Source organism: Bacillus sp. cl95 (assembly GCF_900115925.1).
Classification (GTDB): domain Bacteria; phylum Bacillota; class Bacilli; order Bacillales; family Cytobacillaceae; genus Neobacillus_A.
Genome location: NZ_FOYF01000006.1, coordinates 255,915 through 281,748 on the forward strand (window position 1 = coordinate 255,915; position 25,834 = coordinate 281,748).

Annotated in this window: 23 protein-coding genes and 1 pseudogene; 5 read left to right on the forward strand and 19 right to left on the reverse strand. The window is 37.2% G+C overall.

All coding sequences use genetic code 11. From position 1 onward, the window contains the following. Positions 1-12: 12 nt before the first annotated feature. On the reverse strand, positions 13-801 hold the full coding sequence (gene fdhD / locus BMZ31_RS17000; RefSeq protein WP_090833121.1) for a formate dehydrogenase accessory sulfurtransferase FdhD: 789 nt from the start codon (positions 799-801) through the stop codon (positions 13-15). A gap of 419 nt (positions 802-1,220) precedes the next feature. On the opposite strand from fdhD, the gene BMZ31_RS17005 reads away from it, so the two are divergent. The 3 genes from BMZ31_RS17005 (at position 1,221) to BMZ31_RS17015 (ending at position 5,600) form a co-directional block, all read left to right on the forward strand. Further along, a complete protein-coding gene (locus BMZ31_RS17005; RefSeq protein ID WP_090833122.1) occupies positions 1,221-2,483 on the forward strand; it encodes an L-lactate MFS transporter in 1,263 nt (420 codons plus the stop codon). A gap of 72 nt (positions 2,484-2,555) precedes the next feature. Further along, complete coding sequence (locus BMZ31_RS17010; RefSeq protein WP_090833123.1) at positions 2,556-2,915, forward strand: Na-translocating system protein MpsC family protein; 360 nt, start codon at positions 2,556-2,558, stop codon at positions 2,913-2,915. A gap of 324 nt (positions 2,916-3,239) precedes the next feature. Next, on the forward strand, positions 3,240-5,600 hold the full coding sequence (locus BMZ31_RS17015) for an FdhF/YdeP family oxidoreductase (RefSeq protein ID WP_090833124.1): 2,361 nt from the start codon (positions 3,240-3,242) through the stop codon (positions 5,598-5,600). A 279-nt stretch (positions 5,601-5,879) separates the two neighbouring features. On the opposite strand, the gene BMZ31_RS17020 is transcribed toward BMZ31_RS17015, so the two are convergent. From BMZ31_RS17020 to BMZ31_RS17040, 5 genes are all read right to left on the reverse strand, one after another. After that, positions 5,880-7,013 (reverse strand): DUF4179 domain-containing protein, encoded by a 1,134-nt coding sequence (locus BMZ31_RS17020; protein ID WP_090833125.1) that lies wholly within the window; start codon positions 7,011-7,013, stop codon positions 5,880-5,882. A gap of 12 nt (positions 7,014-7,025) precedes the next feature. Next, a complete protein-coding gene (locus BMZ31_RS17025) occupies positions 7,026-7,535 on the reverse strand; it encodes an RNA polymerase sigma factor (RefSeq protein ID WP_090833126.1) in 510 nt (169 codons plus the stop codon). 165 nt (positions 7,536-7,700) lie between these two features. Beyond that, entirely contained in the window at positions 7,701-8,246 is a 546-nt protein-coding gene (locus tag BMZ31_RS17030; RefSeq protein ID WP_090833127.1) for a GNAT family N-acetyltransferase, read from the reverse strand. A gap of 25 nt (positions 8,247-8,271) precedes the next feature. Beyond that, on the reverse strand, positions 8,272-8,724 hold the full coding sequence (locus BMZ31_RS17035) for a GNAT family N-acetyltransferase (protein WP_090833128.1): 453 nt from the start codon (positions 8,722-8,724) through the stop codon (positions 8,272-8,274). Between the two features lie 127 nt (positions 8,725-8,851). Continuing rightward, positions 8,852-10,243: an MATE family efflux transporter gene (locus tag BMZ31_RS17040; protein ID WP_090833129.1), complete on the reverse strand. Its 1,392-nt coding sequence runs from the start codon at positions 10,241-10,243 to the stop codon at positions 8,852-8,854. A 118-nt stretch (positions 10,244-10,361) separates the two neighbouring features. On the opposite strand from BMZ31_RS17040, the gene BMZ31_RS17045 reads away from it, so the two are divergent. Continuing rightward, positions 10,362-11,249, forward strand: a complete 888-nt coding sequence (locus tag BMZ31_RS17045) for a response regulator transcription factor (RefSeq protein WP_090833130.1) — start codon at positions 10,362-10,364, stop codon at positions 11,247-11,249. Between the two features lie 68 nt (positions 11,250-11,317). Here BMZ31_RS17045 and BMZ31_RS17050 read toward each other — a convergent pair whose 3' ends face one another. The 8 genes and pseudogenes from BMZ31_RS17050 to BMZ31_RS17085 form a co-directional block, all read right to left on the reverse strand. After that, positions 11,318-12,802, reverse strand: coding sequence for an aldehyde dehydrogenase family protein (locus BMZ31_RS17050; protein ID WP_090833131.1), 1,485 nt, complete (start codon positions 12,800-12,802; stop codon positions 11,318-11,320). 499 nt (positions 12,803-13,301) lie between these two features. After that, a complete protein-coding gene (locus BMZ31_RS17055; protein ID WP_090833132.1) occupies positions 13,302-13,931 on the reverse strand; it encodes an AmiS/UreI family transporter in 630 nt (209 codons plus the stop codon). 296 nt (positions 13,932-14,227) lie between these two features. Continuing rightward, on the reverse strand, positions 14,228-14,845 hold the full coding sequence (gene nadD / locus BMZ31_RS17060) for a nicotinate (nicotinamide) nucleotide adenylyltransferase (protein WP_090833133.1): 618 nt from the start codon (positions 14,843-14,845) through the stop codon (positions 14,228-14,230). A 30-nt stretch (positions 14,846-14,875) separates the two neighbouring features. Then, the gene (locus BMZ31_RS17065; RefSeq protein ID WP_090833134.1) at positions 14,876-16,336 is read right to left on the reverse strand and encodes a nicotinate phosphoribosyltransferase; all 1,461 of its coding nucleotides are present in this window, start codon (positions 16,334-16,336) and stop codon (positions 14,876-14,878) included. Between the two features lie 51 nt (positions 16,337-16,387). Beyond that, entirely contained in the window at positions 16,388-16,954 is a 567-nt protein-coding gene (locus BMZ31_RS17070) for a cysteine hydrolase family protein (RefSeq protein WP_090833135.1), read from the reverse strand. Between the two features lie 85 nt (positions 16,955-17,039). After that, complete coding sequence (locus BMZ31_RS17075) at positions 17,040-17,840, reverse strand: NUDIX domain-containing protein (protein ID WP_090833136.1); 801 nt, start codon at positions 17,838-17,840, stop codon at positions 17,040-17,042. Between the two features lie 340 nt (positions 17,841-18,180). After that, a pseudogene (locus BMZ31_RS20815) lies at positions 18,181-18,420 on the reverse strand (hypothetical protein); the annotation flags it as partial. 282 nt (positions 18,421-18,702) lie between these two features. After that, the gene (locus BMZ31_RS17085; RefSeq protein ID WP_090833138.1) at positions 18,703-19,707 is read right to left on the reverse strand and encodes a DUF3231 family protein; all 1,005 of its coding nucleotides are present in this window, start codon (positions 19,705-19,707) and stop codon (positions 18,703-18,705) included. A 327-nt stretch (positions 19,708-20,034) separates the two neighbouring features. On the opposite strand from BMZ31_RS17085, the gene BMZ31_RS20820 reads away from it, so the two are divergent. After that, positions 20,035-20,214 (forward strand): hypothetical protein, encoded by a 180-nt coding sequence (locus tag BMZ31_RS20820; protein ID WP_254778892.1) that lies wholly within the window; start codon positions 20,035-20,037, stop codon positions 20,212-20,214. Between the two features lie 2,022 nt (positions 20,215-22,236). On the opposite strand, the gene BMZ31_RS17100 is transcribed toward BMZ31_RS20820, so the two are convergent. The 5 genes from BMZ31_RS17100 to BMZ31_RS17115 all read right to left on the reverse strand — a co-directional run bounded on the left by BMZ31_RS17100 (position 22,237) and on the right by BMZ31_RS17115 (position 25,657). Further along, a complete protein-coding gene (locus BMZ31_RS17100; RefSeq protein ID WP_090833139.1) occupies positions 22,237-23,217 on the reverse strand; it encodes an LLM class flavin-dependent oxidoreductase in 981 nt (326 codons plus the stop codon). A gap of 22 nt (positions 23,218-23,239) precedes the next feature. Then, on the reverse strand, positions 23,240-23,521 hold the full coding sequence (locus BMZ31_RS17105) for a DUF3219 family protein (RefSeq protein ID WP_090833140.1): 282 nt from the start codon (positions 23,519-23,521) through the stop codon (positions 23,240-23,242). Between the two features lie 216 nt (positions 23,522-23,737). Then, positions 23,738-24,061, reverse strand: coding sequence for an oxidoreductase (locus BMZ31_RS20570; RefSeq protein WP_217642766.1), 324 nt, complete (start codon positions 24,059-24,061; stop codon positions 23,738-23,740). A 170-nt stretch (positions 24,062-24,231) separates the two neighbouring features. After that, complete coding sequence (locus tag BMZ31_RS20985) at positions 24,232-24,345, reverse strand: oxidoreductase (RefSeq protein ID WP_368086658.1); 114 nt, start codon at positions 24,343-24,345, stop codon at positions 24,232-24,234. Between the two features lie 364 nt (positions 24,346-24,709). Next, on the reverse strand, positions 24,710-25,657 hold the full coding sequence (locus tag BMZ31_RS17115) for an LLM class oxidoreductase (protein WP_090833141.1): 948 nt from the start codon (positions 25,655-25,657) through the stop codon (positions 24,710-24,712). Positions 25,658-25,834: the final 177 nt, after the last annotated feature.

Sequence of the window (25,834 nt, forward strand, 5' to 3'; positions counted from 1 at the left end):
CCTCGCTCTATTTTAAACGATGATCCGTTCTGGACATGAATAGACATTGAATGAACCTCCGCGAATAAATCCCACCGCAGTGATGTTCAAATCATTCGCAAGCTTAATTGCCAAGTCTGTCGGAGCTGACTTGGATAATACAATTCCGACTCCGATTTTTGCCGCCTTCAACAATACTTCTGAAGAAATCCGTCCACTAAAAACAATGATCTTATCACGGACTGGAACACGATTTAAGATACTATATCCGAATAACTTATCCAAAGCATTATGTCTTCCAATATCTGTTCTCATGGCAATCATTTCATCGGGTGTACAAAGTGCCGCATTATGGACACCACCCGTTTCTTGGAAGACTTCAGAATGATCTTGCATTGAATTCATCAGTTTAATAGCTTGTGCCGCAGTCAGTATTGTCGTTGACGTAGACGTTCTGGCTGTTTTTGCATCGTTGTGAAAATAGAACTGACGACTTTTCCCGCAGCAAGATCCAATAAACCTTTTGGAAAAATATTGTTGATTGGTAGTCATGGCCGCTTTTAGCTCAACATACGCATACCCCCGGCTTTCGTCAATGTTGATAGATGTTATATCGCTATAGAAACGGATGACACCTTCAGATGCTAAAAAGCCCACAACCATTTCTTCAAAATCCGTTGGGGTACAAACCATTGTGGCAAACTCGTCATCATTGACAAAGATGGTCAACGGGAACTCATTCACGATCGCATCTTCCACATCCACAAACTGGCCATTTATATATTTGGTAATGGTAATTTTTTCGCTCATTTTCTCTAACATGGTAGTCACCTAAATTCCCAAGATTTAAGAATAGTAAAATCTAAACATATTCCATTCTTTTTCACAAGTTAAATTTACTGCACAGTCATAGTAAAAAATTATAAAAACAAAGTTTAAAAGATATTGCATCAGCTTTCATGTAGTGATAAAATTTTCCTAGTTCACAATTCTGTCACATTTTGATTCGAGATAGCGACCCTGTCTTCGGTTAACATGTCACTAGAAATGAAAGCGATAACTGTTGGTCCGATAGTAGCGAAACCTGCTAGATACTAACCGTCAATTTATCACTGCATGCCCTTTTTCTATTTGCATGCAGAAGAATTGGCGGTTTTTTGTTTTTTAGGTTCTAATTATTCAACCATATGCGGATACGCAAAGGGTTGGAAGTGAACTTCAATGAAAAAGGGGGAAAACAAATGAAAAAGACGAAAAACCGCTGGCTCATTGCTGCATCTGCAGTTGGAATCCATATTTCCATTGGGTCGGTGTATGCATGGAGTAATTTTACTAATCCATTAATCGAAGAGTTCGGCTGGTCAACGAAGCAAGTACAATTTACATTCAGCTTAGCCATTCTTTTCTTAGGATTGTCAGCAGCCTTCCTTGGACACTTTGTTGAAAAGCATGGTCCTAGAAAAGCAGGACTTCTAGCAGCTGGATTTTTTGGAGCAGGTATTATTGGCTCTGGATTAGCTGTAAACCTTGGATCCCTGCCATTGTTGTATATTACATATGGGGTACTCGGAGGTATCGGTCTGGGAGTAGGCTATATTGCTCCAGTATCCACACTAGTAAAATGGTTCCCAGACCGCCGTGGTCTTGCAACAGGATTAGCCATTATGGGTTTCGGATTCGCAGCAGCGATCAGCAGTCCCATTATGGATACTTTGATCAAGTCCGTCGGTACGGCTAACACTTTTTATATTTTAGGCGCAGCCTATCTAATCATTATGACGTTATCATCACTTTACCTGGAAAAACCGCCTGTTGATTGGGCGCCAAAAAGCTTTAAAGAGAAAACAAATTCCGGAAACGTTAAGATTCCACAAGACTTGTCTCAATTAACTGCAAATGAAGCAATTAAGACATCACGTTTTTATTATTTATGGGTGATGCTGTTCATTAACGTGACATGTGGAATTGCCATTCTGTCTGCTGCTAAGCCGTTAGCACAAGAAAGTATCGGTTTGACAACAGCAGAAGCAGCGGCACTTGTAGGTGTGATGGGTCTATTCAATGGATTTGGCCGACTTGCTTGGGCATCCATTTCTGATTATATCGGTCGACCAAATACGTATACGATTTTCTTTGCTTCACAAATTATCTTGTTTACTCTATTGCCACACACAAAAGAAGCATTTATTTTCCAAGTCATGTTAGCCATCGTTTACACCATGTATGGTGGCGGATTCTCCGCAATTCCAGCATTCATCGGTGATATGTTTGGAACGAAACAATTAGGAGCCATCCATGGTTATATTTTAACTGCCTGGGCTGCAGCTGGTATTGCTGGCCCGATGTTCGCTGCATGGATTAAGGATACGACAGGAAGCTATGCAACCAGCTTAACTTTCTTTGCAGGTCTGTTCGTCGTAGCACTCATCGTCTCGATTGTCATTCGTCGTGACATTCGCAAATTACGTGAGCAAAATGCAGGCTTACAAAAACAGGCAAGTTAATCACTTTCCTAACGATGCTTCGTATGGTAAAATACCTATCATCCTATTACCTCTAGAATAGCAGGTGGATTTATGAATAAGTACGAAGCAGAATTCAGTAATTTGGTTCGCTCTTTCCGAAAAAAGAATATGGGTAAAGGCCCTAGTAAAATTACAACTACCTTCGTGAAAAATTGGGCTATTTGTGAAATGGAAGGAAATCTTTCACCCGTTGAAAAATTTATTGCCTCTGCCAACGAAGGGAAACAAGCCCTAAGATCGGCAAGGACTGAAATGGTAAAAGAAATGTATCGAAAGATTCCGCCAGTAGAAATGGAAGAGTTTCTGGGGTGTAAATTTGTAGAATTATTTATAGACATAGATATTGACCGTGATTTCGGAATGTCTATCTTCGTTTTTGATGGTGACATTCAATCAAAGTTCTCTGAATAACCAGGTATGGCACTTGGCAGCGATCCTGCTAAAGACTAACCACCGTTTGAACTCGAATCTTTTAGGAGATTCTGGTTTACGGTGGTTTTTTTATTTTCTTTCTACTTTATATTATTCTATTTAACACTTAAAAATATATAATATATTTGAATAGTCTAAATTCTTTTGACCACTCAGAATTTTAGTGAAGTCTAATTTTCTATCATATAAGCTCTGTTAACGTTTAGTATTGCTTTCTTTTAAGAATAAATGGGGAATCCACTCATCAACCGCATCGTTGAACAGAGCCACCATATAAACAATTTACATTGGGAGTGTTTTACAATGGGAAAAACATTACATCCGGGACCACAAAAAAAGGCATTAATGCCGTCACCAAAGCATTGGGTTAGTCCGATTCCTTTTGGTCTTGGCAAAATAAAGCCGAAACATATGAGAGATACAGCAAAGATTTTATGGGATAACAGAGATAATCTTGGATATGCCACTAACATCCTTACAAAAGGTGTATGTGATGGTTGTGCACTGGGCGTTTCTGGGCTTTATGATCAAACATTAACAGGTCCGCATATTTGTACAACAAGATTAAATGTAATCCGCTTAAATACAGTAGGTGCGATTAAACCTGAAATCCTTCATGCTGATATCGATGAATTAAGAAAATATGACAGCACCGAACTTCGAAAGCTGGGCCGCATCCCCTATCCGATGATTCGCAGAAAGGGAGAGCGCAAGTTTTCTCGTATCACGTATGACGAAGCAATGGATATGATTGCTAAAAAAATGAAAAAGCTTGACCCTAAACAGTACGCCTTTTACCTAACAAGCCGTGGGATTACAAATGAATCTTACTATGTAGCAGGAAAGGTTTCCCGTTTTCTTGGGACAAACAATATTGACAATGCGAGCCGCATTTGTCATTCACCATCCAAAACAGCGTTGAAAAGATCAATTGGTGTAGGGGCTTCCACTTCCAACTATCTCGATTGGATTGGCACTAACGTCCTTTTATTCTGGGGCTCTGTTGCATCCAACAGTTCACCGGTATCAACGAAATATATGCTTGAAGCTAAGAAAAAGGGTACGAAGATTATCGTCGTGAACCCTTATAGAGAACCGGCAATGGATAAGTATTGGATCCCTTCCAATCCAGAATCAGCTTTATTTGGTACAAAAATTGCCGATGACTTCTATCAAGTCAATATCGGTGGAGATATCGCCTTCATGCACGGTATCATGAAGCATTGGTTTGATATGGAAGCGAAAAAACATGGTTCAGCCATTAATTATGAGTTTGTGAATGAGCATGTAAACGGTTATGACGAATTAAAAGCAACCGTACAGGAACAATCTTGGGATGCCATCGTCTTATCTTCAGGTGTGCCAAAAGAACGCATCATTGAACTTGCTGAGCTTCTTGCTAAAAGCAAAAACGCTGTATATGCTTGGGCTTTAGGATTAACAATGCATGCTTTTGCTACAGATAACATTTCACAAGTAGCAAACCTTGCGTTACTCCGTGGACATCTTGGCCGTAAATACGCTGGACTCATGCCATTCCGTGGTCACTCTTCTGTACAAGGAAGTGGCGAAATGGGGGCAGATCCATTTGTACTCCCTGGCGGAGATTTCTATGGAGAAAACGTTGATCGCATTGAAAAGCTATGGAATTTTGAACTGCCGAAATGGCAAGGAGATATCGTAGGAGTAACGCTCGAAAATATCTTACTACCAGATGACCATGAGCGAAAAATTAAACTTTATTACTTGTCTGGAGGCAACTTCCTCGAAACAATGCCAGATCCAAACTTCGTTGAAAAAGCATTGTCAGAGCTCGAGATTCGTGTTCACCAAGATATTATCCTAAACACTTCCACTCTTGTTGACGCAAAAGAAGCTGTCATCTTGCTTCCTGCAAAAACAAGATACGAACAAGAAGGTGGCGGAACGTCTACTTCTACTGAGAGAATGGTTTATTTTAGCCCTGAAATTGAGGGCAATAAGAATATGGTTGAAGAAGCACGTGCAGAGTGGAAAATGTACATCGATTTAGCGAAAAAAGTGAAGCCTGAAACGGCTCATTTAGTAGATTTTAAGGATGCGCAAGAAATTCGAAATGAAATCGCCTTGGCTAATCCGAACTATGACGGCATTCAGCATCTAAAAAAAGCAGGAGATGTCTTCCAGTGGGGCGGTGCCTGGTTATGTGAGGATGGAATCTGCCCGACTCCAGATGGAAAAGGAAATCTCATACCGGTTGAAATTCCAGACCTAGGCAAAAAAGAAGGTCAATTCATCGTAACATCACGTCGCGGTAAACAATTTAACAGCATGGTCTATAGCGAAGTCGATCCTCAAAATGGTGCAGGCCGTTATGATGTGTTGATAAACGCAGAGGACGCACACAAATTGAGCATTGCTGAAGGCGAAGGAATTGTTTTATACAATGGCTTTGGTGTATTCCAAGGAAGAGCAAAGTTCGTTGAAATCGCACCAGGAAATGTAGAAGTACATTTCCCAGAAGGCAACTTCCTTTTACCAAGAGGACGTTACGAAAAATACGCAGGGATTCCTGATTACAACATCACAGTTACCGTTGAAAAAGCAGACCGCTTCAACGCCCGCAAAGATGTCGAATACAACGAAAAGCGAATTGAAGAAGATGAAATCGATGCACCGGCATAAATTAAAAAAAGATACTGTGTAAAAAGTAATATTTAACATCTATTTTCCCCCCTTAATTCCGAAGGTAGGTTGTAGAAGAATTTCTATTTGTGTAACTGTAGACTTTATTTGTGTAAATTGCCGTTTCATTTGTGTAAAACCCGGTTTCTTTTGTGAATGCGCCTTTCAGTTAACTGGCTGGGCGCTGGAGCTAGACAGTTGTCTCCGTTACTTTCTTATATAGTAAGCAAAACAAACAAGCAAGCGTCCGCTACAGGACACTTGCTTGTTTTTGTTTTTCTACTTATATAAAGGAATCTTAATATCGTCACCAATTTCGAGCATGCAGTCCGCTTTATTTTTTACCGGAGCGAAAATCATTAAATATTCATCCATTTCGCCTTCTACTTCACCCTTGTTAAAGATTGGCTCCACTTTTTCGCCAGCAGATTTCAAAAATACACCAGATTTTTTTTCATCAACAATATACCCTTTTTGTTTATCAATCATACGTGCATTCATGTACTGACTTTCAAGTTTGCTCCTAACTTTATATTCCATACCATTTTCATCTTTAAGAAGCTTCGTATCTGATCCAGTCACCACCACTCTTGTCTCCAGATCCGAAAATTCTACCTGTTTAATCGTGTACGTTTCACCTTGAAAAGTAAATTCGGTATTCAATACTAATGTTTCTCTATCTGAAGTGGCAGATGGATCTAACTTGAAATGAACTGGCCATACTGTTTCTACTTTTTTTGATTTTTGCTCTTCATAAATGGTCAAATTCTCAATTTCCAACCGAATGTCTTGCCCTTCATACTCTTTAATCGATTCAAAAGATAACGCCTTTGCTACCTTATTTTCTTTACTGTCATAGTACCTGCTTCCCCAACCAACATTATCTAGCGAGATTTTCTTTCCGTCTTGTAAAATGAGATTAATTTTACTATCTCCTTCAAAGTTATCGATATAATAGTTTTTCAAATCAGTACCTTCACTTCGATATGTTAAAAGTAGCTTTGTTTCTTTATCGTCGGTCAACACATTTTGGAATTGCACCGTAATATCATGCTCTTTATCATAATAGGTTTGATTAATAAATTGACCAATTCCTAAATCCAGAGCACTCTTTAAACCTTTATCATCAATATGTTCACTTGAAAAAAGCTTATCGTACATTTCTTGAATAGCTGCAAATGCCGGAGTAAAGGTAAAGGTTGAAACAGCAATCAAGCAAACGGCAGCAGCGATTGAAAGCCTTTTGTAAAGAGGTTTTTTCTTTTTTTGCGAGCTGCCGTTACTTAGCATAACAACTTTTTTGTTTCCCGCTTCTTCGTTTTTTAGTATATTGTACTGGATTTGTTCCCAAACATCAGGTACCTGTTGTTCAATTGCTTTGTCCAAATGCTTCAAGATTTTTTCCTTTTCCATTAAAATTCCTCCTCACTCTAATCCCGTTCTCAGCTTTTTTAACGCACGTCGGTACTTCCAAAGCACTGTCCCTAATGGCATTTCAACAATTTTGGCAATCTCTCTGTGTTTCATCCCTGATATATCCTTAAGAATGACAATCTGCCTCTCCTCGCTATCGAGCAACTCCAAGTATTTAGATAACACCATTCTATCTAGAGGATCTTCAGATAAATATTGTGCTCGTTCAAAATAATCATCATCAAAACCGGTTATTTCCCGCTTCTTTTTACGGTAAAGATCTAGAGAAGTGTTCCTTGTTACGCTAATCAGCCAAGCCCTAACATTTGAAATTTCTTGATGCTGCCTGTACTGATAAAGTTTAATAAACACTTCCTGAAGTACGTCTTCTGCCAATTCACTGTCTCTTAAAATGGATAGTGCCATCGCAAATACATGCTTCTTATGTTCGTTGAATAATTGTTTGAATTCATCCATGTTATCCATGGAATTTTCTGATTGACGTAAACTTGATGGAACCATGTTCCGCCTCCTTTCACTAAGTAGACGCACCAACTTATCCTTTTATTGGTAAAAAATATATTTTTCTATTTAACTTCTGATTTCCATCGAATGTTCATCCCTACTAAAAGATATACAAACATGAAAAAGCACTACTTCATATAAAGAAGTAATGCTTCTAAATCGTTATCCATTAAATCTTCCCATCAGAATCGTATTGTAGTAATTCCCATCAGAAAGAAGTTTGTCCTTTTTCAAAATGCCTTCGGTTTCAAAACCATATTTTTCATAGAGTTTAATCGCTTTTTCATTGGTTTCAAGTACAGTTAAAGTGATCTTCTTTATTCCATTTGAATCAGCCCATCGAATGGATTCCTTAAGAAACTCTTTTCCTATGCCATATCCCCAAAATTCTTTTAATACACAAACCCCAAATTCGACTTTATGAGCATTTCTTTTTAACTTGCTTCCTGCACATCTGGAAAAACCTACGATTCTTCCATCTACATCAGCAACTAAAAATTGGTTATTAATACTCTCTGTATCGTCCTTAATGATCTGCTTAAAACCAGATTCATCTATGTAAGCCTCGCCCTTTTCTCTCTCTAAATTCTCTGTTTCTCCATCAATCTGCAATCTTACTTCAGACAGGTTTTTCGCATCTTCTTCCACTGCAGACCTTATCATATAGCTTAATCCATTAATATAGCATTCTTTTTGATTAACAATCATTCTTTTCTCCCCACTTCATCAGACTTTAAGGTTTCAAAATTAGCTCATGTGTTACGTTCGGATGAATCGAACATCTATGAAACCCAAACACATTATAAAATCGATCCGCTTCCTCTGTTTTTGTATTTAATACTAAAATCTCATAATGTTGTTTTGCCTCTGAAACGATCGTGTTCAATAATAGTGTCCCGATGCCGCTTCTTCGATAATCAGTAGCCACATAAAACCTTCTTAATCGGCCAATTTTATGATTATTGGAAAATGGATCGATATTCAGACCTCCTATTGCTATTAGGCTGCCTTGTTCATTATAGACACCATACAAGGCCTCCCCCTTCTGATTGAAGGTATTTTCACCTTTTTCATAATCATCTACTAATCTGCCAAGCATACGAAAACCAGCTTCCTGACTTTCTTTTACTAGATGGGATAGATCAACATCCAACAAATTCTCTATCCTTTTTACTTCAAAGCCCATCCTGCTTCACCTTCCAATAATTACAATATATAATTCTATTATACATAAGACAATATACTTGGAAAAATTAACTAGGATAGATAAAGATAAAAAAAGAGCAATGGTTATTTTCATAACCATCACTCCTTTAAACTGCATTCACTGACACAGGTTCATTTTTAACAAAGCTTTTCGTTTCCCAAACTCTGCTTCTCCATCTAAATAACATGATCAGTCCCCTGAACCACTCATCGGCGATGAAGGAAATCCAAACCCCTACCAGACCTAAGCCAAAGTGAATTCCTAGAACGTATGAAATAGTCACACTGACTCCTAACATAGAAAGAATCCCCATATAGACTGGAAACTTTACATCTCCTGCGGCTTTTAAAGAGTTGATGATAACGAGATTAAAAGCGCGACCCGGTTCTAAAATAATCGTCAATAGCATTAAGGTTACGCCCATTGCGATAATCTCTTGGTTATCGGTGAAAATGGAAAACACAGGGCGTGCAATCAAGTAGCAAACCGTTGCCATAACTGTCGTTAAAACAAGGGAGATCTTGAGGCTATTGATGCACCTTTTATAAGCCGAATCATACTCATTTGCGCCGATCATGTATCCGACCATTATTCTCGTTCCCTCACTGATGGAAATACTGAATACAAGTACAACCATCATCAAGTTCCAAGCATATACCTTCGTGGTCAGCGAGTCCGTTCCCATTTCAGCAATAAAATAGGTAATGATGATTTGCGAAGCATTGTATGCCAAATGTTCTCCCGCAGAAGGCACACCAATCTTCAACAAGTTTTTCAGATGACCTTTTGGTAAACCCATGAATTTACGGAAAGGCAATGGTTCTTCAATGCGTTTAAATAAGAGAACAATAATGACAACAAGACCAATCATACGGCTCACGATTGTTGACAAGGCGACACCTTCAACGCCCAGAACAGGCATTCCAAATAGACCAAAGATAAAGATGGAATTTCCCACGACATTTAAGATGTTCATGCCAATAGTTACAAACATCGAGTCTCTCGTAAATCCATAACTCCTAAGAATAGCACCCACCGTCATGATCAACGCTTCGACGAACATAAATCCGCCAACAATATTCAAATAGCTCCTGGCCTGAGGCATTAATTCTGCAGGCAAGTTCATCATGGAAAGCAGCGGTTTGCTGAAGAAAAAAACAAAGGCGCTGATGACCAATCCGAAAGCCAAATTCGCTAAAATTGCGAGAACAGCGATTTCTGAGGCACTTTTCCTCAAATTTGCCCCAAGATTCTGCGCGACCAAGATGGCTGTTCCTGTTGCAACAAAACCAAACATAACAATAAGCACATATAAGATTTGATTCGACACGCCGACCGCTGCTACAGCTGAATCACTGAACATCGATAGCATAAGCGTATCACTATTTCCCATGAACATATGCAAGAGCATTTCAATAAAAATAGGCCAAGTCAATGCAAAAAGGGTCATTTTTTGTGCAGTTGTCTTCAGTTTGAGTCCCCCCTTTAGTTGATGCATGAATTCATTTTAAGAATGATTGTCATAACCCTTACTAGTTTAGCTTCATGTCATTATAATAGGAAGAGAGGAAACCGATATTTTTTGGAAAATCCCGACTTATTCTTTGGAGGTAAACATGTCCTTTTTAACTTTTTCTATCCCTCCCTTTCCAACCCTCATCAAAGCTGGTGACTTTGTTTTTCAAAAAGGAACGAAGCATTTTAAGCGGACATATACGGTTTTTGATCTTTTGTATGTAAGAACCGGAACACTCTACATAACGGAAGACAATAAGAAATACGAGGTTAGCGAAGGGCAATATCTCATTCTAAGACCAGGGCTGGAGCACTTTGGTCATAAGAACAGTCTTGTTACCACAGAGATATACTGGCTTCATTTTCAAATGGAAGGCAACTACTCCATCCAAGAGGAATCCGTGCTAAACTGGGCGGCTGTTCTTAAAGATGAAAGTACATATACAGAACCCGCTCGGTATATATTTAAAATTCCATGCTACGGCGAGGTGGAACACTTGGAATATATCGATAAACTTTTTGAAAACATCGTGAGTTTAGCTGACATCCAAACTCCAGAGTATCCATTAAGACAGCAAATTTATTTCAATGACCTTATTTTACAGCTTCAAATAGAAGCAATGAGGATTCCTTCAGCAACTGAGAGATTATGTGAGGATGCACTAAAATATATTCGGAAGAATTTCCAGAAGGATATCAATATGGAGGATATATCTAAAGAGTTGCTTTTTCATCCCGACTATATCACAAGATGTATGCAAAAAACGTTGGGAATGAGCCCAGTTCAATACTTGAATCACTACCGGATATCACAGGCAAAAAGACTTCTTGTCACAACAAATGATAAGGTCATGACCATTTCGCATGAAGTTGGGATTTCCGACCACACCTATTTTTCTAAGTTATTTAAGAAATATGAAGGCACTACGCCTCTAGAGTATAGGAAGATGATCCAGCGTATCAGAATAGATGATGCACCTTCTAATTAATAGCGATTTTCAACAAACATAAAAAAACGGAAAGGAACTCAATGAGCTCCTTTCCGTTTTTTATTATTTTATTTCATTGAGATCCAAACACTTTTCACTTCTGTATAGTTTTCAAGTGCGTAAGATCCCATTTCACGGCCAATTCCAGATTGCTTGTATCCACCGAATGGAGATGCTGCATCAAATGCATTGTAGCAGTTTACCCAAACTGTTCCAGCACGTAGTTTGTTTGAGATGTAATGTGCCTTAGCAACATCACGAGTCCAAACACCTGCTGCCAATCCGTACTCGCTACTGTTAGCACGAGCAATTAACTCGTCAATGTCATCGTACGGCATTGCAGAAATAACTGGTCCAAAGATTTCTTCTTTAGCAATCGTCATTTCATCGCGTACATCAGCAAAGATTGTTGGAGATACGAAATAGCCTTGTTCTTGAGGCTTAGTTCCACCAGCAACAAGCTGTGCACCTTCGCTAATACCTTTTTCAATATAACCAAGTACACGTTTTTGCTGTTCTGCAGAAACGAGTGGACCAATTTGTGTATCAGCATGAATTCCGGCACCTTGCTTAATCTTTTGCGCATGTGCAGCCATATCAGCTACTACATTATCAAACTGCTTCTTCTGAATGAAGACGCGTGAACCTGCACAGCAAACTTGGCCTTGGTTGAACATTACTCCATTAACTGCTCCAGGGATTGCTTTTGATAAATCAGCATCAGGAAGAATGATGTTCGGTGACTTACCACCAAGCTCAAGTGTAACACGCTTCAAAGTTTTAGAAGCATTTGCCATGATCATCTTTCCTACTTCAGTAGAACCAGTGAAAGCGATCTTATCAACTAATGGATGGTCGACAAGCGGTTGGCCAGCTGTTTCACCAAAACCAGGAACGATATTGACAACACCAGCAGGGAAACCAGCTTCTTGCATTAATTCAGCTAAGTAAAGTGCTGATAATGGAGTTTGCTCAGCAGGTTTTAGAACGACTGTACATCCAGTTGCAAGGGCAGCTCCAAGCTTCCACATTGCCATTAGAAGTGGGAAGTTCCAAGGGATGATTTGTCCAACTACCCCAACAGCCTCATGGCGTGTGTAGTTAAAGAAAGGTCCGCTTACAGGAATAGTCTGGCCAACGATCTTCGTGCTCCAGCCTGCATAATAGCGCATATGCTCAACAGCTAAAGGAACGTCCGCATTAGATGTTTCACTGATTGGCTTACCATTATCCAAAGTTTCTAACTGTGCCAATTCCTCAGCATTCGCTTCCATTAAATCAGCAAGTTTGTACATAAGGCGGCTGCGGCTAGCTGCACTCATTTTTGACCATGGGCCTTCATCGAAAGCTTTACGAGCAGCTTTAACAGCTAAATCAATATCTTCTGCACCAGCTTCATAAACACTAGCTAATACTTCACCAGTAGCTGGATTGTACGTATCGAAAGTTTTTTGAGATTTACTCTCAACAAATTCACCATTAATAAATAACTTTTTCTTTCCAACTAAGAACTTTTCTACCTTTTCTTTTAAACCTACAGCTAGTTGACTCATAAAACTCCTCCTAAAATAGTAGTCTATGTACGCCATGATGCTAAAGATTGAGAAAAATGCTTATGTTAGCGTTTTCATTAATATGTTACCACTATGAAATTAACAAAATCAAGACTGAATTTAATTAATTTTCTGATAATATATGACAATAATTTTAAAAGAGGCTGACGCAAATAAGCATTGATAACGAACTCTTGAGTCAGTTTTTTTCTTCTGAGAACTTTTTTGGAGGTTTTTAGAAGTATTAGAGGTAAATGTAGAGGGGATTCCCCCTATTATTCTGTTTTCTAACTTATGAAGTACTTTTCTACTAATCTCGTGGTGGAATTTGTTATTCATCGGCCTTATGAAGTACTAATCACCAAAGCACTGTCCCCAATATGATCTTCTACTTCCTTAAAAAATCCCCCTTTTACTTAGAATTTGCACATTATCAAAACAAAAGTCCCAAAAGTATAACTTTTGGGACACCCTCTTCTGGGTAGAATGAACATTTTAATTAAATAGCTTCAATCTCTCTCCCACTATTCTTCGTTTTTGAAGAAACCTTCAATTTAAGAAGACCCACAACAAAGAGGATAATCGAAAGAGTTAATACCCCAGTCATAATTTGAATAACAACTGGTGTATTCCAGACACCTAAGAAGAATAGAACTGCTGGAATCGTTAAAGTTACCCAAGATTGTACGAAAGCAACCATTCCAATATATTTCTCTATCTTCATTTTTAATGTATTGGCCATGAAGAATAATAACCATAAGAATGACCATAATCCCCAAGTTAATGCACCCACTGTATCTTGGAATTGAACGATGGAAGTGATGGTGTAAATGACTGCTATGATGGCAACCCATAAGCTAAACCAGCCAAGTCCATTGCCTTCAAGGTCCTTCAACAACGTGACACCGACATATAAATACGTTAAGCCAAATAGGAAAATAGCTGCAATATTATAAAGTTCCCAATTACTTTGGTCAGAAGTGATCATCAAATAAGTTGGGATGAAAATTTGAATGGCACCAACGAAAAGATTAAATACGCCAACACTCTTTGCCTCTGCCTTCCCTAACAACATCAAACTGTTTAGGAATAAGACTGCACCAGATAGAAATAAGCCTACGAAACCCATATTTTTTGTTGTGAATATCGGCTATTCACAACTTTCCCCTCCTAGTAAAATATAGTTTTCAGCTTCAAACGGCTGAATTATTATATGAAAATCATTTTTTACAGATTAACTATAGCAGAAATTTCGCACATATGTAAAACAAACTTTGAACAAATGTAAAATTAAATTTCTTCCATATTCCCCAAAATCGACCTTGAATTCAAATCTCGGATTCTAAAATCTTAATGACAAAATAAAAACAGCATCCATGACGGACACTGTTCTCATAATAACAAAAATGAACTTTAACATAGTCTTTATTTAAGATACAGTCCATGCTCTTTGATATAGTCATAACAAGCTTGCGGCAATAGAAATTTGGGCTCTCCACCCATTGCAAATTCTTCTCGAATATAGCTGGAGCTGATTTCCATTGCTAGACCTTTGTCAATGAGGTGGAATCGTGAACCGTTGTCATGATTTCTCAGAATCGGGGATCGGCTAATGGTAGACAACATATCGATCCCGTCTCGAGCCATTACAATAAACTTGTTTTCAGCGACTAATTCTTCGCCATTTTTCCACATGCCCGCTCCGATATCTACTAACAAATCCGCTCCCATGATGAAATACACTTCGTCATTTGGATATCGCTTCTTGAAATGTTCCATCGTATTATAGGTGAAAATTTTCCAAGCTTCCTGCTCCATTTCGAATGAGTCCGCAGCAAAACGTTCGTCCTTTTCAATTGCCATTTGCAGCATGTTCCAACGATGGATATCTTCTGTTTTCATTTTTTTGTCCTTGCGTTTATTTGAACAAGGTAAGAAGATTACTTTATCCAATCGACAGCGATGTGCGATTGTACTTGCCGTCCATAAGTGCACATTGGTAATCGGATCAAATGATGATCCATAAATACCGATTTTAGCCATGAGCTGTTTCCTCCCTAGCATTCATGTCGTTTAACGAATCATATTAGCTACTGTTTCTTTCACCTCTTGAATGTTCTTCATCTTGTTATCCCAACAAGCTTGACTTAAATCCACGGGATATTCTTCTGGATTCAACGTACGTTTATATTCATCCCACAATACCTTTAGGTTCTCTTTTGCATGCGCTTGAATCTCTTGTAATGCTGGCATTTGGTAAACGATAGAACCATTCACCACTACATCTTCATGAAGCTCTTTTGCTGTAAAGTTGGTAACGAACTTACTAATATAGGTGTGAATGGGATGGAACATTTTCAATCTTTCTTCCCCTTCTGGGTTTTCATGATCCAATGCAATGTAGTCCCCTTCTGCATGACCATTCAGGTTATTAATGATTCGGTAGATCCGCTTGCGACCTGGTGTAGTCACTTTTTCTGGATTTGCAGAAATCTTGATCGTGTCTACCATTTGCCCATTTTCATTTGCAATTGAAACCAATTTATAAACCCCACCAAGAGCCGCTTGATCGTAGGCCGTGATCAACTTTGTGCCTATTCCCCACATATCAATTTTGGCTCCTTGAGCTATTAGATGCATGATCGTGTATTCATCTAAGTCATTTGAAGCTACAATTTTTGCATCAGGAAAGCCTGCTTCATCAAGCATTTTCCTAGCTTCTTTTGAAAAATAAGCTAAGTCACCGCTATCTAAGCGAATCCCCTTGAAATTAATCTTATCACCAAATTCTTTAGCCACCTTGATCGCATTCGGGACACCTGAACGCAATGTATCATACGTATCTACGAGAAACACACAGTCTTTATGAGTACTTGCATACTTTTTAAATGCTTCATATTCGTCCCGATAAGCTTGAACCATCGCATGAGCGTGAGTACCTGCAATAGGAATACCAAACAATTTCCCTGCCCTTACATTACTTGTAGCTTCAAATCCAGCAATATAAGCAGCACGTGTTCCCCAAATAGCAGCATCAAATTCGTGCGCACGTCTTGTTCCAAATTCCATTGCATGGCCATCACCAATCACTTGCTTGATACGGGAAGCTTTGGTGGCAATTAATGTTTGAAAGTTAATGATATTTAGGATGGGTGTTTCAATAAGCTGTGCTTCTGCTAGTGGAGCCTCGATACGGAGAATAGGTTCATTTGCAAAAACCAATTCACCTTCCCGCATAGATCGAATCGTTCCTGTAAAAGTAAGCTTGCGAAGGTATTCAAGATATTCATCAGAGTACATTCCTTCTTCTCTCAGATAGGCAATGTCACTTTCAGAAAAACCGAATTTATGAATGAAATCCAAGATACGTTGAAGGCCTGCAAAAATGGCATATCCGTTTTTAAATGGCAATTTTCGAAAATACACTTCAAATACGGCATTTCGATTATGGATGCCATCCTTCCAATACGTTTCAACCATATTGATTTGATAAAGATCCGTGTGTAGCATTAAGCTATCGTCTTTATAATTCATCCTTCATTTCTCCTGTCCGGTTTGATCATTTATCCTCTTCACTGTTTCCTTTTATAAAAAACTTCCCCGAATAACTTTTGCTCCAAGTGTATGTTCAAAATGTCCCAATGCCCATTCATGTCCAGCTTGGTTGAAAGAAGCTACTGCATCTTGATGAACGACAATATTAAATCCTTTGTTATATGCATCCACAGCGGTATGAAGAACGCAGATATCCGTACAAACTCCTACTAAATGGACTTCCGTAATTCCCCGTTCACGCAATTTGATTTCTAGATCTGTTCCTGCAAAAGCCGAATATCTTGTTTTATCCATAAAGTAAACTTGAGCAACCTGTTCATTACTTTTGTAAAGTTCATTTAAAGAACCATATAGATCTCTTCCTTCAGTGTTACGTATATTATGAGGCGGGAACAACTTTGTTTCTGGATGAAGTGAGTCTCCTTCTTCATGAACATCGACTGCAAATACTGTAAAGTCACCATTATCAATAAAAAAATTCGTAATCTGTGTAATCCGACTTTCCAATAATTGTGCAGGTTCCCCACAAGTAAGGGCTCCGTTTGTTGCGACAAAATCTTTCGTGTAATCAATGTTGATCAATGCACGCCTTTCCATTTTCATCTCTCCATCCTTTTTGTATTTTGTAATTATAATATTACTAATTACTTCTTCTAAAAATAATTAGAAAAGAATTTCTTTCCTAATTGTAGATTGATTCAATGATTTCAAAATCGTTAAATCGATATAATTGAGATGGCCTAAAAGAATTCCTATTCGTCTTTTTTGGCTTCATCTCTTCATCTAGTACTTTCTCTAAAAAAGGCAGCTTTGGAGCTTTTGCAAAGAATACTGGGTCACTTGAAATCTTTGAATCCTCACCTACTGTCAGCAAGACTCTTTGTAATTCGGAAAGGGTAAACTCTTCCGGTAAAAAGTTCTTCGCAAGGGTGGTTTGTACCATGTCCCTTTTTATAAATGTCAAAGCATCTTTAATAATTTTACGATGGTCGAAAGCTAAGTCCAATTGAAACACTTCTTCTACATCAAACAATTCTATATCTGCTGCATCGTCATTTGCTTCACGTTGACCGATCAATTGTTCAGGGACGATCGCGTAGAATGCATTGGATATCATCCAACCACGTGGATCACGCTCTACTTCATCATAAACACCGAAGTGTTTGATGAGTAATCCATCAACGTTTGTTTCTTCCTTTAATTCGCGTTTTGCTGCCATCAACGCTGTTTCTTTATGAATGGCATCTACAAATCCTCCTGGCAAAGCCCATTTACCACCCTCGATATTCGCATTACCTTCACTGTCTTTTTCTGCTCGTTTGATGAGCATCAGTTTAAGCGTCATTTTAGGAGGCGCTTTTTCCTCTACTTTATCCGATACAATGGTGAATATAGCGATATCTGCAACATAGCCATCCGGAGTGAGGTACTTGGATGAATCATAGTGGGCCAAAACCTCTTGTTCCGTATTATATTTAGTCATTTAGAAATCCTCTTTTCGTGTAGCAAAACTGATTGTTTTTATTGAGTTATCAGTAATTATAAATTATATAATTACTAATTAATAATATAATAACGATTCCATACAAATAATTCAAGTGAAAACCCTAAAATTTTTCCAATAATTTTATTGAGGAAATTTTTGGCATTTCACACAAAAATTTAGATCAATCGTTTTTCATAATTAATATAATTTTGGAGTTCTCCTATCAACTTAGACATTAAGACCTAAAGTCACACATGGTTTATTTTATCTTACTTGAGCCACCGACTTATGGCTCTCACTGATATACTTTACCGTTAATTTCATTTATAATTTCTTTCTATTTATCTATCTTAAAAATCTTCTTCCCATGCTTCTTGTGCATCCAACAACCTTTATGATAAACACTCATAAAAATTCTTTGCTGTGTTATAGTCATCAAGTCCCTCTGGTCTATTCCTACAAAAATCCTGGCAAATTTACCAACCAGTTTCATAATGGATTTCATCTTTTTCATTTTCTTAACTTTCTCGTTGTTGGAGTGAATGGCCTTAAACTCTACTTTGTTCACCACCAAGCTTGTTTTTCCTGCATTTTAAGATTCATAGTAAGGGTTCCTACTAAAGTTGAGTTAGAGTCGTGTCTTACTCATATCTTACTGAGGATCCTTTTTTTATCAAAGCTCAAAAATAATGCTCTACAGGAATGCTATAGAGGGCGATGCTTCAAAAACGAGGGATCGCTTTTTCCTTTTGAAGTAACGTGTCAGATTTATTTTAGAAGGAAAAGCTAATAACGTAACGAAGTTATAAATAAAAAGAGCCTAATTAAAAATATACCCCTCACTAATGAGGGGTATATCTTATTTATCCCGTGCAAGTTCTTTTCTATTAGGAGCAAGTGGTGGCTGTTCTAACCACTTGTTTTTCACCATAATATCGAACCAGTTTTTGGTGATTCCTAGTGCTTTTAGAACTGCTTTTTCATAAGCTACAGCTATGTCTGTTCGCATGGCTCCTGCCAGACCTGTCCCGTAATATACTTGTGCAGTTTGAACCAAGAAACCCACATGATACAACATTAATTTTTCTGAAAAAGGAGAGTCTTTTGACGTTGTAACTTCTGATTCCAACGACATTGGAACGGGCAAATTATCCTTCTGCAAAATTTTTGAAAGGGCTTGTAGGTTTTCATCTGCGGTTTTATCTAATTCCTCAAGAAACTTTCTTACTTCTTTCGATTCTGTGACTTGACTGAATCCGATTGAAAGAGCTTTTGCTAATATGCCCTTTTTAATGTTAAGAGAAATACTGATTATTTCTGAACTAGATAATCGTCTCCCTTTTCCAAAGTATCCATCAATAAAATCTTTGGTAGAAATAAATTCAGGGTTCTCGTTAGGATAGAAATAGGGGTCTCTTTGGAATATTCCTTTTTTAAGCAATAACTCAATGGTTAAATCGTACATTCTTTTTGCATCATTATCGCATGCATTGTAAAATTCCCGTATGTCCTTTCTGACAGAAACACTTAAAGCAGTTGTATGACCCAACAAACCATGTATAGTCATAATATGTAAATAATTTAAGCAGAATGTGTCAGAAAACAATCTCTCTGCATTTTGATTAAGGTCGGACTCAGTAAATCCAATGGGAACTGGAAATCCATCCTTCTCCATGAAGGTTACAATCTGCTGCTTTTGCTTTTCCCATATCTCAATGGCTATTTGAAAAACTTTTTTTATTGATTCGTCTTCTAAAATAGAAATCATATACCTATTTACTATCTCGGCCATTGTTCCGTTTACATACTCCCCCCATAGTGTTCCTATTTCGGAAGATGTAAGTTTTAATTTATCATTTTCCATTTGTTCTCACCTCTTCAGTATTTTTTACTAATACAGAAATAGGTATACATTTCTTTGGACTTAAACTTTTTAGATGATTAGTTGAGTAGTTTCTTGTTCAACTAACGAGTGGGATTGCTGCCGCGTTCCTTTTTTCTTATTGAACAAACGGAGCAGGTTAATACGAGGGACTATAAAAGATGGAAAAGGAGAAAATACATCAGAGGTGATAATGTGCGTTTAATTGTTCTTCTTCCCCTTTTAATTGCGATAATTTTATTACAAAACAATTCGACCTATGCAGGAAAAGAAAAAAATCCATTAGAAAGCCAGATAATTACGTCATTTATGACTGGTTTGCAAGTCGAAGATCCGAAACAAGCTGTTGAATTATGGATATTAGGTGTGAATAACCGAAGTGGTGCTGTTCAATTTGCTATGTTATCGCCTTCGCTTCAACAAAAGACAAGGAAACAGTTTGAACAAAGAGGATGGGTAACAGGAGTAATCAAGCCCTTGGCTCGATAACTTTCGCTTTGTAAAGGTGTACAAGATTAGTGATTCAAAAATACAATATACAGTTGTTTACGATTTACTAAGTTCATATGCAAACTTCGGGAATGGGCAAAAGGTTATTACTGTTGAACAGAATCCAGTACCATATATGACGAACTGGTTAATTTCATCAATAACAACGAAATATAGTCAATGGGAAGCATTTACACCTCCTGAAATAGTGACTAAATAAAGGTGATTGTCCAATGCTATTGCCATATTTATTACAGATAACCCTAAAGAGGTTTTTTTATTTGTGAAGAATTACACTTAAAGTTACGGGTGCTTTACTTCAACAAGGAGAGGAGAGCTTTTCTTATTCAACTACCCATGAAAATAAGTTTCTATAAGAATGGAAAAATAACAATACTTAAGTAAACCCTTCTCAATCGTCAAAAAAGAGGAAACTAAAATGGATAAATCTATCCGTAAAAGACTATTTATGAAGGTTTTCCATATCATGGACAACACAATAAGTAAAGAAGAGATGTAGACCCATTGGGTCTACATCTCTTAACTCAGAAATATATTTTAAGCATAATATTGTTACGATGATTTTTAAACATAAAGATGCACTGACATTTTATGCTTAAAGTAAAACATTTGACGTTAACCATAAAATTTCCATCGAATAAAGCATAAGCTTTCCAGCCTTAGAGCCACTTGACTTCAAGACACTTTTCAATTTAACTTCCCACTTCCTTTATCACAGATAGTTTTATGAAATATAGTAAAATAACTGTATTATAATCGTTTTAGGAAAGCTTTTGTTTTATTTTTTTGTTTTAGGAAATTTTATGATTTATTAATCTGAGTCTTCATGAAATATTTTAAACTTAATAAATCGCCTATGTATTTTCAAAAATTAAATATCACTTAAATGTAAGGGCATATTTGGCAAATAAAAAATGTCGTTTATGGCAGTATGTTTTTTGAATAGTATTCAAGGCTTTATATCCCAGTTATGCATAAAATCTTGTATATAAAGCCTTATATAAAATAAATACTTATTTAACTAAAGCGCCCGTTTGTTTAATAGCAATAGGTAAGACTTTGATGTTATCTCCATCTTTCCCCTAGCTCCACACCCAACGTGCGACTTTCACCGCATTAGGCGTTCAATCTCATTCTTTTAGACTAAAGCAACTAAATTACAAACTTTACGAAATTGGTTTAGCTTCTTCAATTGTTTTCCATCTAATTGAAGAATGTTCCTATATCGTTCAATCGTCTTTTAACTTGTAGCATGGATTAATCTATGGACATCTTTATGTACGATTACAAGATTATTAAACTCATCATGCCTCCCATATATCTGGGTAATATATGATGACAGTGTACTTGATTGGATGTTAAAAATTCCCCTGTTACTGCACATTTGCCTAATTGCATAGAGTACCTTGAGATTCTGTTATCTGCAACTTCCAGGTTGTCTAAATCCGTAGGTGCTCATTTTAAGCCTATCAACTCTATACCCTCATTTGTTAGATATACCGAAGTTCCTATACACTACTCGTACTTTTCGGTGTTTTAAACTGCGTTCGCAGTATACGCCTTTCGAACGTATTAATTTCTAGACCCTTACATTCACAAGTTCGTCAGTCCAATTGGACATTCTCACCATAGATATTTTGTAGCATCCCGACCTATCACAAACATATCCTGAAGAAGCAGCTTAGGTTCATTTCAGCCGACTTTACCTAGCTTCATACACACTCTGACTACTACCATTATGTGCATGTAGGAGGATCAGATAACCCGTTTCAGCTCAACATGACGGCTTTCATTCAGAGTTTTAATTAATCAGTTGTAATTGCTTAGTAGCAATTCTCCTATTTCGTGCTTTGGCACTTATAAGGAAACGTTTCGCGCAGAAGAATTTTTCACAAACCTCACCAATTTTAACACACTACTCCTTTTAATCTCTTCTACTCTAAAATGGAACTTAAGGGAAAAAAACGTTAATCATTCCACTCCCTTTTAATCTTAACTTTTTCATTTAATAAATTGTTCTGCGATTAATCGATATGATTGATGCTTATCCTTTGATGAATAAGTGATAGTTATAATCATGATTTCATCTGCTAATACATGAGATTGAATTTCTAATATTTTGCTTTTCACCTCATTAGGAGTACCTATAATCATTTTCTTTTTTATTCTTTCAATAGACTTTTGATTACGTAGATTTAATAGAATATTTTTTGCCTCATCAACAGAAGGAACTCCTTTGTTTCCATTCATACTCTCATTTTGTAGTTCCCAAACAATCGAACTTAATGCAATTTCTTCTGCTTTTTGAATAGTTTCTGCACATATTACTGATAAAGCCATAATGACGTATGGTTTTTGCCCTTTTTTTCTTGGTTTAAATGACTGACGATATTGTTGGACGATTTCTGCTCCGTTTTCATCACTCATAAATTGTCCGAAACTATAGGCTAAACCGTTTTCCGCAGCAAAATTTCCACTTTTTCTACTTGTACCTAACATCCATAGATCAGGACTAATTTGCGGTATCGGAGAAGCCTCTAATACGGTCCCTTCATTATCTATGTATTTAATTAATTCATTTACTAAATCAGGCATTTTATAGACATGTTCCAAATAGTTATCCGATAATGCATTTGTTGCTTCAGCAGGACCACCCGGTGCCCTTCCAATCCCTATATCAATTCGATTAGGAAATAGAGTGGATAACATGTGATAGGTTTCTGCTACTTTATACGGCTTATAGTATGGCAATAAAACTGCTCCAGAGCCAATTCGTATATTTTTTGTATTTGCCCCAATATACCCTAACATTACCTCGGGCGCGGAGCATGCAAGCCCTGGCATTGCATGATGTTCAGCAATCCAATAACGTGAATATCCTAATGTCTCCCCTATGCGTGCGAGATTCATTGATTCCTGTAATGCTTCATTTGCCGTTTGATTAGTTGAAATGGGAGACTGATCTAAAATGCTTAATTTCATAAGATGAAAATCCCCTTTTCTATTATTCCGCTTCTTTCAAAGTCAGTTTATATTCACCAATTTGCCCTTTTTCGTATAGATTCGTAATTGATGTTGAATATTCTTGAATCGTTCCGCGGAACTCAAGATGTCTCTCGGGTACGATTACATCAAATGTTCCTTTGTATAATAACGTTGCTATGTCATGGTAGTTGTCACTTGTAACATAAAAAGTTAACGATATCTGAGTTTTACCTTCTATCTTTTTTTCATCATATTGTGTGATATTAATTTTAGTATCATTTAGTTGGATTTCTGTAACCATTTCATCATCGTCCCTTTCTAATAGATACACATTCCTTATACAATTAACGTACTCTAACTTATAAATGACGTCGTATGATATGATTTTTCTAGAATATCGTGACGAATGTAAACTTTCTACGTTCGTCACAACCATATAAAAAGTTAATCAACCGTTAGCTGTATTTTCAACAATGTAACCAACTTACTTGTGACCAGCGCTTTTATTGAATTTGGTTTAGCGTAATCGATCAGGCATTATACTACTCAGGAAATCTACAATCCCATTCCCTATCATGAGTTCTTCTCTATCTTGATCAACTAGTACTCTTCTGATCATATCTTCTTTTCCCTCCAGCACTTTACTTGTCCAATGAGGGTCAATGATGAGAGAGCGCCCTACTGCCACTATTTCAGCCTTTGTCAATGTATCCTCTGCATCCTGTTTAGTACGAAAATCACCAACACCAATTAAAGGTACAGGTCCATTTATTTTCTCATGAACATATTGCATAATAGATTTTTCTTTATAATCTTCAGATACAGATACTCGCTTAGTCACCCAATGATATATGCAAATAGTCTAACTTTTTATTAGCTAATTTATCAACAAGATAAAGGGGATCTGACATTTTTATTCCAGGTTCTTCATATTCTTCTAGAGAAAAACGATATCCCACAATAAAAATCTTGAACATTTGAATTATCCACGACCTCAGTAACAGCATCAACTTATTGGTTAATGAAATTAAATCGTTTCTCTATACTTCCTCCCCATTGGTCTTCACGACGGTTTGAGTGTGGAGAGAAAAATTGTTGGATTATATAGGTGTTTGCTCCATCAATTTCTACCCCATCAAATCAGGCTTTAATTGCACTTTTTCTCGTAATGTTTCTACTCTAATTTTTAATTTCTAACATGAATTCCTTGCTGCGCATATGCCAAATGAGCTTTTTGAATTTGTTTAAGCGTCTCACCAGTCGCAATTTAAACACGCCATGGTTGTGAATTTGCTCATGAAGGTGTCATTTCGCATCTTTAACTATTTCAATTAATGTTTCTTTATCAATTTGTTTTTATCCATATAGTAACGGACTGAACGTCTATTAAAAATTGCTTCTTTTAATTCCATTCCATAATTATCCTATTGTTTTATTTACAATTTTTGAAAGTTACTTTTCCTTATTGAACTCATAAATAGGCGCTCGATTACGTTAATGCAGGAAATAGAGGGACTACTTCTTCCGCTAATTCTTGTATTACCTCTTCCGCAGGGCGACGACTATATTTGTTATTTATAAACACATGGTTAACTCCGACTTCTTGTAATGCGTTTAGAAATTCGATTAAGAATTTATGGCCACTTCTGAACCCTAAGTGAATAGATGTTGGCCCTTCATTCGGATCCTCAGTTAAATCAATATATAGCGATTGGGCAAATGGTTTAAATCCATCTGTTAATGAACGATAATCTCTAATGAGTCTCTCTTGTTGAGCTGGGTTACGTGGATAACCAAGTATTCCATCACTATTTTCCGCAATCCATTCCATCGATTGCCCAGAAAAACCTGTTACAAATACTGGGATATCGCCTAAAACTGGTTTTGGCAGAAGATCTGTTCCTCCAGTCAGACTTACCCTACTAGAATTAATCGTTGGGAATGATTTTGCCCAAACTTCCTTCATCACATAAAAAGCTTCTTGATATAATTCAGTCCTTTTTTCTCGGTCAAGGCCATAAGCGTTAAATTCAATCGGACGATCTCCCGTTGCAAGACCAAATAAAAGTCTTTCCCCTGAGATTTTGTCCAAGGATGCTGCTGATTTAGCAAGATTTAATGGATGTTGAAATGACGTTATCGCACTTGCTGTTCCTAAGGCAATTTTCTTTGTATGCGCTGCTATATGGCTAAGGAATACCCACGGATCATACATTTGTCCTACATCTCCGAATGACGGATCATTTAATGGAACATCTCGGACAAATAGAGAAGCAAAATTGGCTTTTTCAGCAACAGTTGCTAGTTTTATTTGTTGTTCCAAATCCATTTCTGGAATGTTGCCTTGGTAGGCTTCAAGTGGAAAAAGCAAACCTAAAGTAAGTTTATTTTCTTGAAATGTTCTCGAATATCCATTATGTTTTTCAAATTTGTTCATGTTTATTATCTCCCTTTTCATCTCTTAGAATTTCAGTATATTATTAAACAACGGATTGTTTTGGATCAATAGGAAACAAAAGCGAATACTTCATCCTTATCCTTTATGACACCATTTCTTCCTTACTATAATTAATAAATCAGCTCCTTAAATAAAGCTGAAATCATAGAAGCGTAT

What these genes read in the sequence shown, in the direction of transcription:
- fdhD (WP_090833121.1), bottom strand. Translation starts at nt 801, where the DNA reads ATGTTAGAGAAAATGAGCGAAAAAATTACCATTACCAAATATATAAAT.
- BMZ31_RS17005 (WP_090833122.1), top strand. Translation starts at nt 1,221, where the DNA reads ATGAAAAAGACGAAAAACCGCTGGCTCATTGCTGCATCTGCAGTTGGA.
- BMZ31_RS17010 (WP_090833123.1), top strand. Translation starts at nt 2,556, where the DNA reads ATGAATAAGTACGAAGCAGAATTCAGTAATTTGGTTCGCTCTTTCCGA.
- BMZ31_RS17015 (WP_090833124.1), top strand. Translation starts at nt 3,240, where the DNA reads ATGGGAAAAACATTACATCCGGGACCACAAAAAAAGGCATTAATGCCG.
- BMZ31_RS17020 (WP_090833125.1), bottom strand. Translation starts at nt 7,013, where the DNA reads ATGGAAAAGGAAAAAATCTTGAAGCATTTGGACAAAGCAATTGAACAA.
- BMZ31_RS17025 (WP_090833126.1), bottom strand. Translation starts at nt 7,535, where the DNA reads ATGGTTCCATCAAGTTTACGTCAATCAGAAAATTCCATGGATAACATG.
- BMZ31_RS17030 (WP_090833127.1), bottom strand. Translation starts at nt 8,246, where the DNA reads ATGATTGTTAATCAAAAAGAATGCTATATTAATGGATTAAGCTATATG.
- BMZ31_RS17035 (WP_090833128.1), bottom strand. Translation starts at nt 8,724, where the DNA reads ATGGGCTTTGAAGTAAAAAGGATAGAGAATTTGTTGGATGTTGATCTA.
- BMZ31_RS17040 (WP_090833129.1), bottom strand. Translation starts at nt 10,243, where the DNA reads ATGCATCAACTAAAGGGGGGACTCAAACTGAAGACAACTGCACAAAAA.
- BMZ31_RS17045 (WP_090833130.1), top strand. Translation starts at nt 10,362, where the DNA reads ATGTCCTTTTTAACTTTTTCTATCCCTCCCTTTCCAACCCTCATCAAA.
- BMZ31_RS17050 (WP_090833131.1), bottom strand. Translation starts at nt 12,802, where the DNA reads ATGAGTCAACTAGCTGTAGGTTTAAAAGAAAAGGTAGAAAAGTTCTTA.
- BMZ31_RS17055 (WP_090833132.1), bottom strand. Translation starts at nt 13,931, where the DNA reads ATGGGTTTCGTAGGCTTATTTCTATCTGGTGCAGTCTTATTCCTAAAC.
- nadD (WP_090833133.1), bottom strand. Translation starts at nt 14,845, where the DNA reads ATGGCTAAAATCGGTATTTATGGATCATCATTTGATCCGATTACCAAT.
- BMZ31_RS17065 (WP_090833134.1), bottom strand. Translation starts at nt 16,336, where the DNA reads ATGAATTATAAAGACGATAGCTTAATGCTACACACGGATCTTTATCAA.
- BMZ31_RS17070 (WP_090833135.1), bottom strand. Translation starts at nt 16,954, where the DNA reads ATGGAAAGGCGTGCATTGATCAACATTGATTACACGAAAGATTTTGTC.
- BMZ31_RS17075 (WP_090833136.1), bottom strand. Translation starts at nt 17,840, where the DNA reads ATGACTAAATATAATACGGAACAAGAGGTTTTGGCCCACTATGATTCA.
- BMZ31_RS17085 (WP_090833138.1), bottom strand. Translation starts at nt 19,707, where the DNA reads ATGGAAAATGATAAATTAAAACTTACATCTTCCGAAATAGGAACACTA.
- BMZ31_RS20820 (WP_254778892.1), top strand. Translation starts at nt 20,035, where the DNA reads ATGACTGGTTTGCAAGTCGAAGATCCGAAACAAGCTGTTGAATTATGG.
- BMZ31_RS17100 (WP_090833139.1), bottom strand. Translation starts at nt 23,217, where the DNA reads ATGAAATTAAGCATTTTAGATCAGTCTCCCATTTCAACTAATCAAACG.
- BMZ31_RS17105 (WP_090833140.1), bottom strand. Translation starts at nt 23,521, where the DNA reads ATGGTTACAGAAATCCAACTAAATGATACTAAAATTAATATCACACAA.
- BMZ31_RS17115 (WP_090833141.1), bottom strand. Translation starts at nt 25,657, where the DNA reads ATGAACAAATTTGAAAAACATAATGGATATTCGAGAACATTTCAAGAA.